The sequence below is a fragment of the Magnetococcus marinus MC-1 genome (genome assembly GCF_000014865.1).
In the GTDB taxonomy this organism is placed as follows: Bacteria; Pseudomonadota; Magnetococcia; order Magnetococcales; family Magnetococcaceae; genus Magnetococcus; species Magnetococcus marinus.
In genome coordinates this window covers 132992-151173 of sequence record NC_008576.1, presented here as the reverse complement: position 1 = coordinate 151173, position 18182 = coordinate 132992, and the positions used below count along the sequence as shown (strand labels likewise).

General features: G+C 55.2%; 15 protein-coding genes. 11 read left to right on the top strand and 4 right to left on the bottom strand.

Features of this window, described 5'->3' with window-relative positions; all coding sequences use genetic code 11:
- Window positions 1-110 precede the first annotated feature (110 nt).
- Together MMC1_RS00725 and MMC1_RS19360 are read right to left on the bottom strand one after the other, a co-directional pair.
- Window positions 111-632, bottom strand: coding sequence for a putative molybdenum carrier protein (locus tag MMC1_RS00725; RefSeq protein ID WP_011711841.1), 522 nt, complete (start codon window positions 630-632; stop codon window positions 111-113).
- Between the two features lie 344 nt (window positions 633-976).
- Window positions 977-1525, bottom strand: a complete 549-nt coding sequence (locus MMC1_RS19360; RefSeq protein WP_011711840.1) for a ClpXP protease specificity-enhancing factor SspB — start codon at window positions 1523-1525, stop codon at window positions 977-979.
- A gap of 285 nt (window positions 1526-1810) precedes the next feature.
- Here MMC1_RS19360 and MMC1_RS00715 point away from each other — a divergent pair, with 285 nt between their 5' ends.
- The gene (locus MMC1_RS00715) at window positions 1811-2635 is read left to right on the top strand and encodes a ferredoxin--NADP reductase (protein ID WP_041640536.1); all 825 of its coding nucleotides are present in this window, start codon (window positions 1811-1813) and stop codon (window positions 2633-2635) included.
- A 44-nt stretch (window positions 2636-2679) separates the two neighbouring features.
- Here the strand turns inward: MMC1_RS00715 and truD are convergent, their stop codons facing one another.
- The gene (gene truD / locus MMC1_RS00710; RefSeq protein WP_011711838.1) at window positions 2680-3732 is read right to left on the bottom strand and encodes a tRNA pseudouridine(13) synthase TruD; all 1053 of its coding nucleotides are present in this window, start codon (window positions 3730-3732) and stop codon (window positions 2680-2682) included.
- A gap of 309 nt (window positions 3733-4041) precedes the next feature.
- On the opposite strand from truD, the gene rho reads away from it, so the two are divergent.
- The 10 genes from rho (at window position 4042) to MMC1_RS00660 (ending at window position 16465) form a co-directional block, all read left to right on the top strand.
- Complete coding sequence (gene rho / locus MMC1_RS00705) at window positions 4042-5295, top strand: transcription termination factor Rho (RefSeq protein WP_041640534.1); 1254 nt, start codon at window positions 4042-4044, stop codon at window positions 5293-5295.
- A gap of 163 nt (window positions 5296-5458) precedes the next feature.
- Window positions 5459-5668 (top strand): 50S ribosomal protein L31, encoded by a 210-nt coding sequence (gene rpmE / locus MMC1_RS00700; RefSeq protein WP_011711836.1) that lies wholly within the window; start codon window positions 5459-5461, stop codon window positions 5666-5668.
- A gap of 328 nt (window positions 5669-5996) precedes the next feature.
- On the top strand, window positions 5997-6488 hold the full coding sequence (locus tag MMC1_RS00695; protein ID WP_011711835.1) for a methylated-DNA--[protein]-cysteine S-methyltransferase: 492 nt from the start codon (window positions 5997-5999) through the stop codon (window positions 6486-6488).
- A 402-nt stretch (window positions 6489-6890) separates the two neighbouring features.
- A complete protein-coding gene (locus MMC1_RS00690; RefSeq protein WP_041640531.1) occupies window positions 6891-9920 on the top strand; it encodes a type I restriction endonuclease subunit R in 3030 nt (1009 codons plus the stop codon).
- A 17-nt stretch (window positions 9921-9937) separates the two neighbouring features.
- Window positions 9938-10783: a DNA damage-inducible protein D gene (dinD, locus tag MMC1_RS00685; RefSeq protein WP_011711833.1), complete on the top strand. Its 846-nt coding sequence runs from the start codon at window positions 9938-9940 to the stop codon at window positions 10781-10783.
- 78 nt (window positions 10784-10861) lie between these two features.
- On the top strand, window positions 10862-12145 hold the full coding sequence (locus MMC1_RS00680) for a restriction endonuclease subunit S (protein ID WP_011711832.1): 1284 nt from the start codon (window positions 10862-10864) through the stop codon (window positions 12143-12145).
- A complete protein-coding gene (locus MMC1_RS00675; RefSeq protein WP_011711831.1) occupies window positions 12142-13149 on the top strand; it encodes a virulence RhuM family protein in 1008 nt (335 codons plus the stop codon). Before MMC1_RS00680 ends, MMC1_RS00675 begins: the two co-directional genes overlap by 4 nt.
- Window positions 13146-14246, top strand: coding sequence for an AAA family ATPase (locus MMC1_RS00670; protein WP_011711830.1), 1101 nt, complete (start codon window positions 13146-13148; stop codon window positions 14244-14246). Before MMC1_RS00675 ends, MMC1_RS00670 begins: the two co-directional genes overlap by 4 nt.
- On the top strand, window positions 14243-15856 hold the full coding sequence (locus MMC1_RS00665; RefSeq protein WP_011711829.1) for a type I restriction-modification system subunit M: 1614 nt from the start codon (window positions 14243-14245) through the stop codon (window positions 15854-15856). Before MMC1_RS00670 ends, MMC1_RS00665 begins: the two co-directional genes overlap by 4 nt.
- A gap of 258 nt (window positions 15857-16114) precedes the next feature.
- A complete protein-coding gene (locus tag MMC1_RS00660) occupies window positions 16115-16465 on the top strand; it encodes a DMT family protein (RefSeq protein WP_041640529.1) in 351 nt (116 codons plus the stop codon).
- A gap of 29 nt (window positions 16466-16494) precedes the next feature.
- Here the strand turns inward: MMC1_RS00660 and MMC1_RS00655 are convergent, their stop codons facing one another.
- The gene (locus MMC1_RS00655) at window positions 16495-17850 is read right to left on the bottom strand and encodes a M16 family metallopeptidase (protein WP_160162639.1); all 1356 of its coding nucleotides are present in this window, start codon (window positions 17848-17850) and stop codon (window positions 16495-16497) included.
- Window positions 17851-18182: the final 332 nt, after the last annotated feature.

Genomic DNA, 18182 nt, shown 5'->3' with positions numbered 1-18182 from the left:
CGTATCTGTTTGGGCCAGCCTGTGCATAACGGGACCGCCGACCCCTCTGTACCCTGATGCTGAACACCCCGTGGATCCACGTCCATGGGGTTTTTTTTGTCCACAACGCCCTAAAGCGCGTTGTGAGGCGTTCCCTCATAGGGTTGATCCAGGGGACAAGGATCTTGGCTGCGCTTAATCAGTTGGACCAAAAATTGGCGGGTAAGTTGATAGATGCCGGGTTTACGGCTCTCTCGGGGACCAGCTACGTTAAGCACCTGAACATCGTAGACCTTAAGCCACTGGCACAGTTTGATCAGCAGATCGGCATCTTGCAAACAGCGGGTAATTTGAAGCACCAAAAAGGGGCGCCCCAAACGCCGGGCAAACTCCACGGAACGGGCGGTCCCCCCCGACAGCGCCCCATCGGTAATAATCAAGGTGGCGTCGGAATCCTGCACATTCAGCCGGTTTCGCACCAGATACCCCCCCCGCACCAAGGCGCGTACCGGATAGCGGGGTGGGATAGGGCCATCCTCCGCGCGGCGGTTGGCAGGCACCCAGCCACCACACAACAACCCCTGGCTAAGGGCGGCGTCTAACGCCCCCCGATCTACACCCGTTTGACCTCCAGATATAATTTTTTTCAACATGGCAATAACCTTATCTTAAATAGAACCCCTCACGACAATCTTATAATCATATTTACGCATACAACCACGAATGTCAATAATAGTTGTATGCGCGGCGCACTTTTCCATTTTAGCGCACCTTTTAGGAATAATTTTTCTAAGCCGCTGGGATTTATCGTTGTCCATTTATTGTGGTTGTTTTTTATAAAGGATTCGCAGGGGCTCCCAGCCGCCTTTTTTTCCAGCTTCAGCCCTGTTTCCATCCATCCCGCTGCCTGCGGGGGAGGGGAGGGAGGGCGTTCCCACACACAAAACCGCACCTGACGAAATCCGTCCCTCTGGCCATTTGTGGGAGGTAGGCGAGGTTATTTCACCAAACGCAGGGTGGGTTTGCGCCGTTCTGGTGGGGGCTCTTGATCGGTTGGGTGAGCGGGCGGGCTGGCTGGGCCATCACTGGGCACCACCTGTAACTGAGGGCGCCCACTGGCCGCCGCCTGCTCTTCGCGCAGCTTTTGTAGCTGTTTAAGCGCCCCTTCGGGCATCTCAAAGCCACCCTCCTGACGCAACGCCTGGGAGAGCCAATAATTTTGGCGCACCTCGTTAGGCATGGTATCGGGCCACAACATGCCATGGCCGGTATCGGGATTAAAGGCCCCCCACAGGGTCTCATAGGGGATGATGCAGTAGTGGGGAATCCCCCCAAAGCGCAGCTCAGACTCCAGCGCATCCTCACCCACATGGATGGTCTGTGGCATCTGTCGATTAAGCACCAGCCGCAGACTGTTATCATTGGCAAAACGGCGTGGCACCTCAACCCGCTCCTGGGTGGCATCCACACAGAGCATGACGCGCCCCTCCTGTTCCAACAGATAGCGGATAATGTCGGGCTTGCTGGGTTGATCGGTGGTTACCATGAGCCATTCTCTACAGCTACATTATTTAAGGGGGGCGCTACCATTGTACACTATCCTGCTTAATCCCAACACAATTGGCAACGGACTCTCTGAATTCCACAACAGAACCCATTGAGGGGGTATGACCTTTTTTAACACCCCCCGACCGCCAGTATAGAGCAGAGCTGCCGCGCAAACCAGACATGCCAACACCGTACAGGCACTCGTCCGGTTCACTTGACGGAAAAATAGGTGTATACATGGGACCTAGAGCAGATGGACCACGCTTACCAAGGAGAGCTGTGCATGTCAACCGCAAATGACTATAACGCCACGGTTGTAGAGCGTCTGGATATTACGCCCAACCTTATGATCATCCGGGTTAAACCCGATGTTACACCGTTTCCATTCCTCGCAGGTCAATTTGCCATTTTAGGCCTGCAACGCAACGCCCCCCGTATTCCCGAAGCCGACCCCGAAGAGGTGCCCGAAGATAAGGCCCTACGTCTGGTACGCCGGGCTTATTCCATTAGCAGCGGCAGCCATGAGACCCATTTAGAGTTCTATATCTCCCTGGTGCAGAGCGGCGAGCTCACCCCCCGCCTATTTGCCCTCGCGGTGGGGGAGCGCCTGTTTTTAGGTAAATCCGCCAGTGGCCATTTTACCCTGGATCGCGTCCCCCCCGGACACAATATCCTGATGGTTTCCACCGGCACCGGGCTGGCCCCCTATATCAGTATGGTACGCACCATGGCACTGGGCATTGGCTGCCCCATCACACCCATGGCGGTGGTGCATGGCGCCAGTTACTCCTGGGATCTGGGCTACCGTACCGAGTTGGAGGGACTCAATCGCCAGTGCGATCACTTTCGCTACGTGCCCGTGGTTTCACGCCCCCAGGATGATAAAGATTGGTCGGGCCGCACAGGCCGCTTGAATGTCTGGGTCGAGAACAAAAAGGCGTTGGAAGAGGCCTGTGGGTTCCCTGTCGATCCTGCGCATACCCATATTTTTCTGTGTGGCAACCCCGGCATGATCGAGTTTACCGAGAAATATTTCGTGGAACAGTGCGGGTATGATGCCGGCAGCAAAAAAGAGCCGGGCAACCTGCACGCCGAAAAATATTGGTAACGTAAACCAGCAGCCCTGGCCCTCGGCCAGGGCTGCATCATGGGTTACATATACTCCCGCATAATACTGGTGGCAAAACAGCCCCGTGGCAGGGTAAAGGTGACAATCAGGTCGGCCTGCTCCCAGTGGTGGCTCAGCTCTCCGGGTATAAGTCGCAGAGACTTACGTACCCCTTGCATATCAAACTGCTCCAGCAGCTCAATCGCCTCTGGCTCGGCTTGGGCAATGGCCGCCTCAATCTCTGCGGCCTGACCGGTGGGGGCCAACATGTCTCGACCAAACAGAGGACCGGTAGGGTGAATCTGCACCGCATCAAAGCGGGGCTGCTCAGCCGCTAAATCCTCTACCCGAAAGGCCGCTGTACGCCCCGCCAACTGCACCACATCCCCCAGCAACAGGGTGTTAAACAGCCCCTGTTGCAAACGGGCCGTGACCACCCGATTAAACAGCTCGGAACGCACCGCTGAGATCTGCAAGGCCTCGGTATTACGGTTGCCCTTACGCCGCTTGCGGCCCGCACGCAACAGCTTTAAACCCGCCTGCCAGTTATCCCCATCTCGACCAAAGCGCTGGGGACCAAAATAGTTGGGCGCACCATAGCGCAATAGACGCGCCTGGGTCGCATCGGCCAGCTGCTGCCGCTGGCTTGCACTCAGGGCACCATCGCAGCCCCGTAGTCGGATCACAAAACGGTTGCCGCTGAGCATGCCCGGCTTAATCTTGCGCCGATCTCGCCCCACAGAGTGGATGGTTATGCCCGGCAAGGGATCATCCGCCCACCCCTGCGGCGGGGCCTGCCCCGGCAGATAGACCGAAAAGTCCTGTATGGTCACCGCCTGACGATCCTTTTGCCCAGCAAACCCCACATCCTTTTGGGGCACTGCAAACCGTTTCGCCAACCAAGCCGCCACCTGATCGGTGGTCAAATCTCGTTTGATAATGCGCACAATCCAGTGTTCACCCTCGCCACTCAAGGGGTTGGGACGTAGCTCCTCGACCAAAAAATCTTCCGGTTGTTGTTTCAGTTGCCCCCCCAAACCCGGTTGGCTGGTCAGTTTGGGCAAATGTGGCTGTATGTCTGAAATTTCATGATTCATGCTGTTTTTCGTTTGACTTTCCGGTGAAGTAAAAGTAGTTTTTGCTGGAATCCGACACGACTGAGGTCTCAGTATCGTTTCCCCGGCCTACAAAAATCACCTAAAAATCCGCAAGAGCGGGCTTTTTTGGTGCGTAAACCTTGGGACCGTTCGCCAGTGCGACGCGCCCAACAATCACAATGGATCTTGAACATCGTCCCTTGATGAGGTTCGGCACAGTTAGGATGTGCGCACAGGTGCCCAAATGGCACGGTGTCCCGCGTTCGCTAATCTAATCTTCCTTTCTCCAGACCACCTATGTGTACTCTCATGAATCTCAAAGACCTAAAAGCAATGAATGCTTCCCAACTCTCCGAAATCGCAGAGGAACGGAAAATTGAAAACTACAGCGGCATGCGTCGACAGGAGCTCATCTACGCCCTGCTGAAGACCGAAAGTGAAAATAACGGTCAGATCTACGGAGAGGGGGTTCTGGAGGTCTTGCAGGATGGCTTTGGTTTTCTGCGTGCGCCAGACACCAACTATCTGCCGGGTCCCGATGATATCTATGTCTCCCCCTCCCAGATCCGCCGCTTTGGCTTGCGCACCGGTGATGTGGTGGAGGGGCAGATTCGCGCCCCGAAAGAGAGTGAGCGCTACTTTGCCCTGCTACGGGTTGAGCGCATTAACTATGAAGACCCCTTGAAGGCGCGGAATAAAATTCTCTTTGATAACCTCACCCCGCTCTATCCCGATGAGCGCCTCAAGATGGAGATCGCCGACGAGTCGAGCAATCTTGAGGCCCGGGTGATGGATCTGATCGTACCCATTGGCAAGGGTCAGCGCGGTCTGATTGTGGCCCAGCCACGCACCGGCAAGACCATGCTGATGCAGAAGATTGCCCACTCTATTGCGGAAAATCATCCCGACACCGTACTGCTGGTGCTGCTTATCGACGAGCGCCCCGAGGAGGTGACGGACATGAAGCGCTCGGTCAAGGGTGAGGTGGTCTCTTCGACCTTTGACGAACCGGCCACCCGTCACGTGCAGGTTGCCGAGATGGTGCTGGAAAAGGCCAAGCGTCTGGTGGAACATAAGCGCGATGTGGTTATTTTGCTGGACTCCATTACCCGTCTGGCCCGTGCCTATAACACGGTGGCTCCCTCCTCGGGCAAGGTGCTCTCTGGGGGTATTGATGCCAACGCCTTGCAGCGTCCCAAGCGTTTCTTTGGGGCGGCGCGTAATGTGGAAGAGGGCGGCTCGCTGACCATTCTTGCCACCGCCTTGGTAGATACCGGTTCGCGTATGGATGAAGTGATCTTTGAAGAGTTCAAGGGTACCGGTAATATGGAGGTCCACCTGGACCGCAAGTTGGTTGAAAAGCGCACCTTCCCAGCCATTGATATTGCCAAATCGGGCACCCGTAAGGAAGAGTTGCTCACCGAACGCGATGAGCTTTCCAAGCTGTGGGTGTTGCGCCGCATCCTGTTACCCATGGGTCCTTTGGATTCGATGAGTTTCCTACTGGACAAATTGCGTGCAACCAAGGATAATAGCGAATTTTTCGAAAGCATGAACGGATAATGGAGGCAAAGAAGGCGGCACACCCCATAACCAAGCGTGTGATTTAAGGTTAAAAGGTGCTTTGCTTTCAATCCGTTAATATAGCCCGATGGTCATGGAGGCCAACGGGTATGGACATGTAAACCCAAGAACAGAGCCGCCGAGCCAGCAAGGACGAAGCACCATGAAAGAAGGCATCCACCCCAAGTATGAAGAGGCCACTTTTACGTGTGCCAGCTGCTCTAACGAAATCAAGACCCGCTCCACAGCCGGCGACCTCACCCTGGGTATCTGCTCAGAGTGTCATCCGTTTTATACCGGTAAGCATAAGTTGGTGGATACCGCCGGTCGTGTTGAGCGCTTCCGCCGTAAATATGGTATGCAAGACCAGTAAAAATAGTACCTGCGCCTTAACCGACGCATTAAAAAGCCCAGCACGCTTAGGTGCTGGGCTTTTTGTTTGCTAATTCAAATAATTAAACCTTTTCAATACACACACCTCGCTATGCTTATGGGCGTGTTAACTACGCTTTTTTACTGCCCAATATCCCCTAAAATGCGTTGAGACAATTTTTTTTCTTTGGAATTCAATATCTTTTTCCGATCTTACTGGATATAGTGCATTTAGATCCTTGACACACATTGGGTCAACTGCATAGCGCCTTGTCCATTTGGACCCTTAACCCCTGGCCTTTAGGGGGTAGTACCTGGGAGGAGATCCTATGTCTTTTTTGCCTTATGATTCGCAAGTAGGCATGCTATGGCTGGAGATTCGTCAGGGTGCCTTGGTTGCACTCTCTTGGTCTTTACCGGACTCCATGGCAGAACCGCTGGAGGATGCGGCATTGTGTCGTCGTATTACCCATTGGTTGGATGACCATTTCCGCCGGGCACCCCGTGGGGTGGATTTTCCGGTACGCCCAGCGGGTACGGTATTTCAGCAAAAAGTATGGCGTGAGATTAGCCGGGTTGGCCCTGGTCAGACCATTACCTATGGTGAGTTAGCCAAGCGATTAAACAGCTCGGCGCGGGCGGTGGGTGTGGCGGCGGGGCAGAACCCTATCCCGGTGGTGATTCCTTGTCACCGGGTGGTGGGTGCCAAGGAGTTGGGGGGTTACAGTGGTCATGGTGGTTTGCACACCAAGCGCACCCTGCTGAGCCTGGAGGGGGCCTTGATCGGGGATATTGGCATTCCTTTCCGTCAGGCTTGTTAGGCGTCACGGCCATCTTTACGGCGTCTCAACGGCGGTTTTTTTACAGGGTTTAACCCCTGCGCATTTTTTTAAGGAATCCCCCTGCGGGGGTTGTTGGTTTTCGGGCTGAAGGGGCAAGTACCCTTTAGCCCGTTTTTATGTCTGCTGGTAGAGCGGCGCCTAAGCCCGTTTTCCGAGGCATGGTTGAGCCAGCGTCCTGTTTACAGTGGCGTCAAGGAGGTTGGGCAGCGTTGCGTCTTGGCATGTTTCAAGATAGTCTGACGCGTTGGGTGTTTCGGTACGCTGGCCCAATCCCTTAAAGGCCGCTTTTTTTTATCCATCATACCATCATGAATAAGCGGTGCCCTGTGCCTATTTTGTCAAAAACAGACAGCAGCCTGTCGCATGATTGGAATAGACTCAATGACCGAACAACAAATAGAACAAGATTTTATTACTAAGCTAGGAGAGCTCAAATACAGCTTTCGCAAGGATATTCGTGATCGAGCCTCCCTTGAGAATAATTTTCGCGAGAAATTTAACGCGCTCAACCGTGTCCGTCTGACCGATGCCGAGTTCACCCGGCTGCGTGATGAGATCATCACCGCCGATGTTTTCCAGGCCGCCAAAACCCTACGCGAGTATGGCTATATCGAACGTGAAGACGGCACCCCGCTGGACTACATGTTGGTCAACCTTAAGGATTGGTGCAAAAACGAGTTCGAGGTCATCCATCAGCTACGTATTAACACCGACAACAGTCACCACCGCTATGACGTGATCCTGCTCATCAACGGCCTGCCGCTGGTGCAAATTGAGCTGAAGAGCCTCGGCATCAACCCACGCCGGGCTATGGAGCAGATTATCGAGTACCGCAACGACTCCGGCACCGGCTACGCCAACACGCTGCTCTGTTTTATGCAGCTTTTTATCGTCAGTAACCGCGATGACACTTGGTACTTCACCAACAACCACAACCAGCACTTTGCCTTCAACGCCGAAGAGCGTTTTTTGCCCATCTACCAATGGGCCGATAAAGACAACCGCAAAGTGTGCCACCTAGACGACTTTGCTGAGAAATTTCTGGCCAAGTGTACCCTGGGGCAGATGATCAGTCGCTACATGGTGCTGGTCGTCAGCGAGCAGAAGCTGCTGATCATGCGCCCCTACCAGATCTATGCGGTCCAGGCCATTGTCGACTGTATCCACCAGAACCGGGGCAACGGCTACATCTGGCACACCACCGGCAGCGGGAAGACCCTTACCTCCTTCAAGGCCTCTACCCTGCTCAAGGACAACCTGGACATCGAGAAATGTCTCTTCGTGGTGGACCGCAAAGACCTGGACCGCCAGACCCGCATCGAATTCAACAGGTTTCAGGAAGGTTGCGTCGAGGAGAACACCAACACCGAAACCCTGGTGCGCCGTCTGCTCTCGGAGGACTACGCCCACAAGGTGATCGTCACCACCATCCAGAAGCTCGGCCTGGCCCTGGATGAAACCGGCAATAAGGCTCAGCAATACAAGGAGAAGGGCAAGCCCACCTTTAAGGAGCGGCTTGCTCCGCTACGCGACCAGCGCATCATCATCATCTTCGACGAATGCCACCGCTCCCAGTTTGGCGAGAACCACAAGGCCATCAAGGAATTCTTCCCCAAGGCGCAACTGTTCGGCTTTACCGGCACGCCCATCTTTGAGCAGAACGCCAGCTATACCCAGGTCGATGGTGAACTTGCCTCCCACAAGACCACCGAGGAGATCTTTGAAAAACGTCTGCACGCCTACACCATCACCCACGCCATTGATGACCGCAACGTGCTGCGTTTTCACATCGACTACTTTAAGCCCGAGGCTGCATCACCCGCAGGCGATAAGGCCAAAGCTAACACCACCAGTCTCACCCGGCCCGAAACCCAGCGCCTCGTGGTGGATACCATCCTGAAGAAGCACGACGCCGCCACCGATCACCGCCGCTTTAACGCCCTCCTGGCCACCGCCTCCATCAACGACGCCATTAATTATTATGAGCTGTTCAAGCAAGCCCAGGCCGAGCGCCGGGAGGAAGACCCCGACTTCATCCCGCTTCACATTGCCTGCGTCTTCTCGCCCCCGGCGGAGGGCAACAAGGATGTCAAACAGCTACAAGAAGACCTGCCCCAGGAGAAGGACGACAACCAGCAGGAGCCGGAGCGGAAAAAGGCCGCGCTGCAACAGATCATTGCCGACTACAACACCCAATATGGTACCAACCATAAGCTTGGCGAGTTTGATCTTTACTATCAGGATGTGCAACTGCGCATCAAGGATCAGAAGTACCCCAACAGCGACTTCCTGCGCAAAAACAAGATCGACCTCACCATTGTGGTGGATATGCTGCTCACCGGTTTTGACGCCCAGTACCTCAATACCCTGTATGTGGACAAGAACCTCAAGCACCATGGTTTGATTCAAGCTCTCTCGCGCACCAACCGGATGCTCAACGACACCAAGCCCTACGGCAATATTCTCGATTTTCGCGCTCAGAAAGGGGCCGTTGACGAGGCCATCGCCCTCTTCTCTGGTGAAGATGTCACCCGCTCCCGTGAAATCTGGCTGGTGGACCCGGCCCCCAAGGTCATCGACAAGCTCGATAGCGCCGTAAAGCGATTGGAAGCGTTTATGCAGGCCCAGGGCCAGCCCTGCACCCCCGCTGCGGTCAACGACCTCAAGGGCGATGTCGCCCGTGCCGAGTTCATTAACTGTTTCAAGGAGGTGCAGCGCCTCAAGACCCAGCTTGACCAATACACCGACCTGAGCGACGCGCAAAAACAGCAGATCGAGCAGTACCTGCCAGCCGAGCAATTGCGTGGCTTTAAGGGCATGTACCTGGAGACCGCCCAGCGCCTCAAGGCGCAGCAGGGCAAGAGCGGCATAGAGGCCAGCGAAGCCAAGGATGCCATCGAGCAGCTCGATTTTGAGTTTGTGCTCTTCTCCTCGGCCATGATCGACTACGACTACATCATGGGCTTGGTCTCCCGCTTTACCCAGCAGCTACCAGGCAAGCAGAGCATGAGCCGCGACCAAATCATCAACCTGCTCGCCACCAACAGCAACCTGATGGCGGAGCGCGAGGAGATCACCGCCTACATCAAAACCCTGGAAGAGGGCCAAGGGCGGAGTGTAGAGGCCATTCGCGATGGCTACCAGAGCTTCAAGGCGCACAAGGCCGAAGGGGAACTGGCCGCGCTGGCCCAACGGCACGGGCTGGAACGCGACGCCCTGCAAGGCTTGGTCGTGGGCATTCTGGACCGCATGATCTTCGATGGCGAGCAGCTAAACGACCTCTTCGCGCCGCTGGAACTGGGCTGGAAGGATCGCAGCAAGGCCGAGCTGGCGTTGATGGAGGAGTTGGTCCCATTGTTGAAGAAACAGGCCGGCGGGCGGGAGATATCGGGGTTGGCGGCTTATGAGTAACCAGGAGAGAGCGATCGATGAAACATGAACTGGTTCACACCTTGACGGAGAGCTTCGAGGGCCATGCCCAGGAGACCGAAAACGGAGTGGAATACTGGCTGGCGCGCGATCTACAGCACTTGCTAGGCTATACCAAGTGGGAAAACTTCCTCAACGTTATTTCCAAGGCGAAGACCGCCTGCGAGGTCACGGGCCACGACATCGCCGACCATTTTGCCGATGTCGGGAAAATGGTCGAGCTTGGCTCCGGCAGCCAGCGGGAGATCAGCGACATCATGCTGACCCGTTACGCCTGTTACCTGACCGCCCAGAACGGCGATTCGGCCAAGCAGCCCATCGCCTTCGCCCAAACCTACTTCGCCATGCAGACCCGCAAGGCGGAGCTCATCGAGCAGCGCCTGCTGGAGGCGGAACGAGTCTCCGCCCGCAAGAAGCTCTCCACCACGGAGAAAGAGCTCTCCGATGTCATTTTTGAGCAGGCCGGCGGGAATCAGAATTTTGCCCTGATCCACAGCAAGGGCGATACGGCGCTATTCGGCAAAAACACCAAGGCGATGAAGGCGCAATGGCGGGTGCCGGACAATCGCCCGCTGGCCGACTTCGCCCCCACCATCATCCTCAAGGCCAAGGACTTCGCCACTGAGATTACCATCCACAATGCCCGCGAACACAACATGCGCAGCGAGCGGCAGATCTCAGGAGAGCATGTCACCAATAACGAGGCGGTGCGCCAGACCCTGCTGGATCGGGGCATCCGCCCCGAAAGCCTGTCGCCTGCCGAAGACGTGAAAAAGGTCGAGCGCCGCCTGGCATCGGCTGAAAAAAAGGCACTGAAAAATCCGGATGGGTTGGAGGACAAATGAGCAGCAAGGCCGAGGAAGAGCTGGTGCTGTTTTTGAGAAAGCAGGCCGGTGGGCGTGATATATCGGGGTTGGCGGCTTATGAGTAAGGCTATGAAAGACGAGAAGAAGGCGCTTGTACCCCGGTTGCGGTTTCCCGAGTTTCGGGATGCTGGGGAGTGGGAGAAAACGACAATTGGAGAAATTGGAAAATTTTATTATGGCAAAAGCGCTCCTAAGTGGTCTTTGGAAGAAGATGCTCCAACTCCATGCGTAAGATACGGTGAGCTATATACTAAGTTTGGGCCTATTATCACTGAAACATATTCGCGCACCAATATAGATCCTGGTAAATTGCGGTTTAGCAAAGGCGGGGAAATCCTTGTCCCTCGAGTTGGCGAGAAAACCGAGGATTTTGGTAAGTGTTGTTGCTACCTACCATTGGGGGATATCGCAATTGGTGAAATGATAAGCGTGTTTGAGACAGCGCAAAATCCGTTGTTCTATACATATTACTTCAGAAGGTTGTACAGGCAATTTTCGAAGGTTGTGGAGGGGCAAAATGTTAAAAATCTATACTATGTTGAGCTAGAGCCGCTTGAAATTTATCGCCCGCCTTTAACTGAACAACAAAAAATCGCCGATTGCCTCTCCTCCCTCGACGCCCTGATCGCCGCCCAGGCGGACAAAATCGACGCCCTCAAGACCCACAAAAAAGGGCTGATACAGCAACTCTTCCCCCGCGAGGGCAAAACCGTCCCTCGGCTGCGCTTTCCCGAGTTTCAGGAGGCCGGGGAGTGGACAGAGCATAGGCTTGAGAATATGGCAAAAAGAGGCTCGGGGCATACGCCTAACAAAAAGTTCCCGAGCTATTACAATGGCGGAATAAAGTGGGTATCTCTTGCTGATTCCAATAAGCTGGATGATGGATATATTTATGATACTAAAGTCGAGATTTCTGACGATGGTATTAATAACTCATCAGCCGTCCTATATCCTGCGGGGACGGTGATTCTTAGTCGAGATGCTGGGGTTGGGAAAAGCGCGGTTCTTTATTCACCAATGGCGGTAAGTCAGCATTTCATGGCTTGGCAATGCTATGAAAACATGCTCTCGAATTGGTTTTTTTACTATCTCCTGCAAAAACTGAAGGCCACTTTTGAATCTATTGCGGTAGGGAATGCTATCAAGACGATTGGGGCTGCCTATTTTAAAGAAATGACGATAACGGCGCCCTCCTTACCTGAGCAACAAAAAATCGCCGACTGCCTCGTCTCCCTTGATGGGATGATTGCCGCCCACACCGAAAAGCTCGATTCACTCAAGACCCACAAAAATGGGCTGATGCAGCAACTCTTCCCCAGCCCGGAGGCGGTGGAGGCATGAGCGGCCTGATCCTCTACACCACGGAGGATGGCCAGAGCCGGATCCAACTGCGGGCCGACGGTCAAACCGTTTGGCTGACGCAATTGGAGATGGCGGAGCTTTTTCAGACCAGCAAGCAGAATATCGCCAAGCACCTGAAGGCCATTTTTGCCGAGGCGGAATTGAGCGCGGAAGCAGTTGTCAACCATTGGTTGACAACTGCCGCCGATGGCAAGAACTATCGGATCGCGCACTACAACCTGGACGCCATTCTGGCGGTGGGCTACCGGGTGCGTTCACCCCGTGGCGCGCAGTTCCGCCGCTGGGCCTCCACCGTGCTCGGCGAATACCTGAAGAAGGGCTTCGTCATGGACGACGAGCGGCTGAAGAACCCCGATGGCCGCCCCGATTATTTCGACGAGATGCTGGCGCGCATCCGCGATATCCGCGCTTCGGAAAAGCGCTTTTATCAGAAGGTGCGCGATCTGTTCGCCCTCTCCAGCGACTACGACAAGAGCGACCGCGCCGCCCAGCAGTTCTTCGCCACCGTGCAGAATCTGTTGCTCCATGCCGTCACCGGGCAGACCGCCGCCGAACTGGTCAGCGCCCGCGCCAATCCCGCCGACCCCCATTTTGGCCTGCTCAACTGGAAAGGCGCGAGGGTGCGCAAACAGGATATTCTGGTGGCCAAGAACTATCTGACCGAAGACGAGATCGATACCCTAAACCGGCTGGTGGTCATCTTTCTGGAAACCGCCGAGCTGCGCGCCAAGCGCCAGACTCAGACCTCCATGGCCTTCTGGCGGGATAACGTGGGGCTGATCATCACCAACAACGGCTTTCCCCTGTTGAGCAACGCCGGTTCCATCAGCCATGAACGCATGGAACAGCAGGTCGATAAACAGTTTCAGGATTACGACCAGCAGCGCAAAGCCCAGGAGGCGCAAGCGGCGGATGCTCAGGACGAGGCCGAGCTGAAAGCGTTGGAGCGCAGGATCAAAAATCGCAAAGGGAGAGCATCATGAACGCCCCCCAAACCTTTGCCAGCCTGGACGCACTGGCCCGGCATCTGCGCGAGCGGCTGGATAAGAAGTATGTCCTGCTGTTTGCCTTCAACGGCACCGGCAAGACGCGCCTCTCCATGGCCTTCAAGGACATGGGTAAGGAAACCGTCGAAGACGATGAGGGCAACGAGGTGACTACCCGCGACACCCTCTATTTCAACGCCTTCACCGAAGACCTGTTCCACTGGGACAACGACCGGCGCGTGCTGCGCATGCATACCGACTCGCGCTTCTTCGATGGCCTGCAAGAGTTGGAGATGGAGAGCCGCATCCGTCCGCTGCTGGCCCGTTACGCGGACATCGACTTTCTGATCGACTACGCCACCTCCGAAATCACCTTCTTCCGCGAAAAAGACGCTGATGGCGCGCCCATACCCATCAAGGTGTCACGCGGAGAGGAAAATATCTTCGTCTGGTGCTTCTTCCTCGCCGTCGCCCAGTTGGCGGTGGATGGGCAGGAGTCCTACCGCTGGGTCAAGTACCTCTATATTGATGACCCCATCTCCTCACTGGATGATAACAACGCCATCGCCGTGGCCAGCCATCTGGCGCAACTGCTTAAGAAATCCGACGGGCAAATCCGAACGGTGATCTCGACCCACCATCATCTGTTTTTCAATGTTATGGGTAACGAGTTGAAGCCTGCCCAATACTTCCTGAGCAAGGAAGACGGGCAATTTCTATTGAAGAATACCGGCAAGACTCCGCGTTTCCACCATATCGCGCTACTCAAGGAATTGAATGCTGTGGTGGAGTCTGGCCAAATTTTCACATACCACTTCAATATCCTTCGGAATATTTTGGAAAAAACAGCCACTTTTCACGGCTTTCAGCACTTTTCCGCCTGTATCCAGCAGTTCAGCGATGATGAGGATGGCATACTCCGTGAGCGCATGATTCAGTTGTTCAGCCACGGGAATTATTCCCTCTTTGAGCCCCAGGAGATGATGCCGGAAAACAAGGAATACTTTCGCAAGATCCTGCGGGACTTCATGAACAACTACCGCTTCAACCCGGAACTGTTCCCGGAACCGCCACAAGAGAGCGTAACCCCATGACCAAAGAAGAACTCAGCCAACTGGGCAAGACCCTGTGGGCCATCGCCGACGACCTGCGCGGCGCCATGAACGCCGACGACTTCCGCGACTACATGCTCTCGTTTTTGTTCCTGCGCTACCTCTCCGACAACTACGAGGCCGCCGCTAAGAAAGAGTTGGGCCCGGACTACCCCAAGCTGCAAGAGGACGACCGCCGCACGCCGCTGGCGGTCTGGTACGCAGCGAATACCGAGGACATCCCCGACCTCGAAAAGCAGATGCGCCGTAAGATGCACTATGTAATCCACCCCGACTACCTCTGGAGCAGTATCTACGAGCGCGCCCGTACTCAGGACGCCGAGCTGTTGCAAACCCTGCAACGGGGATTCAAATATATCGAAAATGAATCCTTTGCCAGCGCCTTCCAGGGCCTCTTTTCCGAGCTCAACCTCCATTCGGAAAAGCTGGGCAGGACACCGGTTGACCGTAATAAGAAGCTCTGCGCCATCATCACCAAGGTCGCCGAGGGGATCGCCCAGTTCTCCACCGACAGCGACATCCTCGGCGACGCCTACGAGTATCTGATCGGCCAGTTTGCCGCCGGTTCCGGCAAGAAAGCCGGGGAGTTCTACACCCCGCAATCCCTCTCCACCATCCTCTCGCGCATCGTCACCCTGGACAGCCAGGAGCCCGCCACCGGCAAAAAGAGAAAGCTCAGTTGCGTGCTCGACTTCGCCTGCGGTTCCGGCTCGCTGCTGCTCAACGTGCGGAAACAGATGGGGACACACGGCATCGGCATGATTTACGGCCAAGAGAAGAACATCACCACCTACAACCTGGCCCGCATGAACATGCTGTTGCACGGGGTCAAGGATAGCGGCTTCCAGATCCACCACGGCGACTCCCTGATCAACGACTGGGATATGCTCAGCGAGATGAACCCGGCAAAAAAGGTCAAATGCGATGCCATCGTGGCCAACCCACCGTTTAGTTACCGATGGGAGCCAAACGAGGCGCTGGGTGAGGACTTCCGTTTCAAAAGCCACGGGCTGGCGCCCAAATCCGCCGCCGACTTCGCCTTCCTGCTGCACGGTTTTCATTTCCTCAGCGACGAAGGCACCATGGCCATCATCCTGCCCCACGGCGTGCTGTTCCGTGGTGGCGTAGAGAGCCGCATCCGCACCAAGCTCCTCAAAGACGGCCACATCGATACCGTGATCGGCCTGCCCGCCAACCTCTTCTTCTCCACCGGCATCCCGGTCTGCATCCTGGTTCTGAAGAAGTGCAAAAAGCCTGATGACGTGCTCTTCATCAATGCCAGTGAGTACTTCGAGAAGGGCAAACGGCAAAATCAGCTTCTCCCGGAGCATATCGATAATATTGTCGAGACCTACCAATACCGGAAGGAAGAAGAGCGCTATGCCCGCCGGGTGGAGATGGCGGAGATCGAAAAAAACGACTACAACCTAAATATCTCCCGCTACGTCAGTACGGCCATGTCGGAGCAACAGATTGATCTTGGCGCAGTAAACCATAAGCTTGTGGCATTGGAAGAGAAAATTGTCGCTGCTACACAAAAGCACAACGGGTTTCTTGAGGAGCTTGGCTTGCCCCCCCTGCCGCTGGGTTAAAGTAGCGGTGTCGGGTGGTAAACCGTAAGAGCCGCGTAAGGGCCAAAACACCCGTGACCAACGGAGAGAGAAACAGGCCATATGGGCTAAGCTTGCCCTATGGTAGGGTTATATCGCTTCGTTCGCCCACCCTTTTCTGGCCAAGGTTGCTGGCCCACGCCGGGTTTCTATCCACAGACCCTAGCCGCTGGTTGGGGGTTTGTATAGCATAACAACCTGTTGATGGCCGATTGCTCTCTTATGATGGTTTGGATGACAATGAATACCCTTTTGCAAACAATCTTATTATTGGTGGCTTCCAATGTATTTATGACCTTCGCTTGGTATGCCCACCTCAAACATCTGGATGCCAAACCTTGGTATATCGCGGCGGGAATAAGTTGGGGCATCGCCTTTCTGGAGTATATGCTCCAAGTTCCGGCCAACCGCATTGGCTTTACCGTGCTTTCACTGCCCCAGCTTAAAATTTTGCAAGAGGTGATTACCCTGACGGTGTTTGTGCCCTTTGCCGTGTTTTATATGCATCAGCCCTTAAAACTGGATTTCCTCTGGGCTGGCTTATGTTTGGTTGGGGCGGTCTACTTTATGTTTCGCGGGGCCCTCTCCTAAAGCCCCGCAGCGCGCACCGGAACCAACCCTTAGCCCTGCCAAGGGCTGCTGATATGCCAACTGGCCAGGGTTTCAGAAAAACGGGCCTTTAGTTTTTTGCGGTGTTTCTCCGCATTTGGCCCCACCAATACCACCACCAGATTTTCCGGTCGCAGCAATAGCTCGGCTTGAAATTGCACCTGTTCCGGGGTGAGTTGCAACACCCGTTGCCAACTCTCCGTCACAGGCTCAACACAGTGGAACAGTTGATCACTCACGTAGCGCTCTACCAGCTCCGAAGGGCGGTCCAGCGAGCTGCCCAGGGCGGCATACCAGCGCGTCTTCAAACGCAGCCACTCCTCCTGACCCGCCGGTTCGGTGCGCAATTTGTGCAGCTGCTGGATCAAATTATGAAACAGCACCTCCAGATTTTCCGGGGAGACCGAAGCACCAATCTCCAACGTGCCCGTATCGGTATAGGCCGAATATGCCGCCCAAAGATCATAAACCAACCCCTCCTTTTCCCTAACCTCTGCTTGTAAACGGGAGGCAAAACCATCATCCAACAAGCGGCGCATGGCGGCCGTTGGGTAGAAGCGGTTGGGCTCCTGTTGCCCCGCACAGCGAAAAAAGAGGCTCAATGAGAGCTGCGCCGTCGGGTCATTAACCGCCAACCAGTGGGGCCCTGCGGGCATGGGCGGCGGCGGCGGCGTTGGCTCACCAGGGCCTGCGGCCAGCGCACCCAGGGTTTTTTCGGCCAAGGCATGGACATGGGCATGCTCCACAGGGCCAAAAAAGGCCACCGCCATGTTGTCGCCCCGGTAGTGCTTTTGCAAATAACGGTGCAGATCGGCCACCTCTACATTTTCCACCGTCTCGCGGGTTCCTAAAACCGAACGCTCCAAGGGGTGATTTTTCCACAGTTGGCCACTGGCCATCACAAAGGGATGGGTATTTTCACCCGCCTCATTTTCATCCTCACGCATCTCCGCCAAAATGACCTGTCGTTCATTTTCGATCCCCAGCAACGCAGGTTCGGTAAACAGCTCGGCAAATAGGGAGAGGCTCTCTTCCAGATGGATCAGCGGTACATTCAACCAATATAGGTTGGTTTCCGGGCCAGTGGCGGCGTTCATATCCGCCGCCAAAGCTTCCAACTGGGTGTGCAGTTCAGTGGGATCAGGGATGCGCTTGGTGCCCTTAAACAGCATATGTTCCAGAAAATGGGCAATGCCGGCCTCACGGTCACGCTCAAAGCGGCTACCAGAGCGGGCCAGAATGGTAACACCCACCTCGTGCAACCATGGCATGGGAAAGCTGACCACGGTTAGGCCGTTGTCCAATTGGCTAGTGCCGTAGTGGGGCTCTGTCAGAGGATGCGCTAGGGAAAATGCTTCCATATCCATGGGGTGCAAGGGTGAACTTTCTTGGTTTATGGAGAAGCTGCCCATTAAATAGAGATGTGGAGTTGGGTGCAATAAAAATCGGCATTTTTGAATTTATGGCCCTGCATTAATCGTGGTTTCCACCACCATTAACCCAATATTAAAAAATACGCGCGTCAGGACTTTACCAAAACCTCACCAGGGCTTCTGCCCCTCGACCCCATAAGGCCCCCACCCCCCCACGGCTGACAAGGCTGGCAGCCTTAGACACCGTTTAACCAAGCTCCTCTGTTGGCACGGCGGGGGATGCTGACTCTGGGGCCATCTTGGCACCCATGCATAGGCCCAAAAGA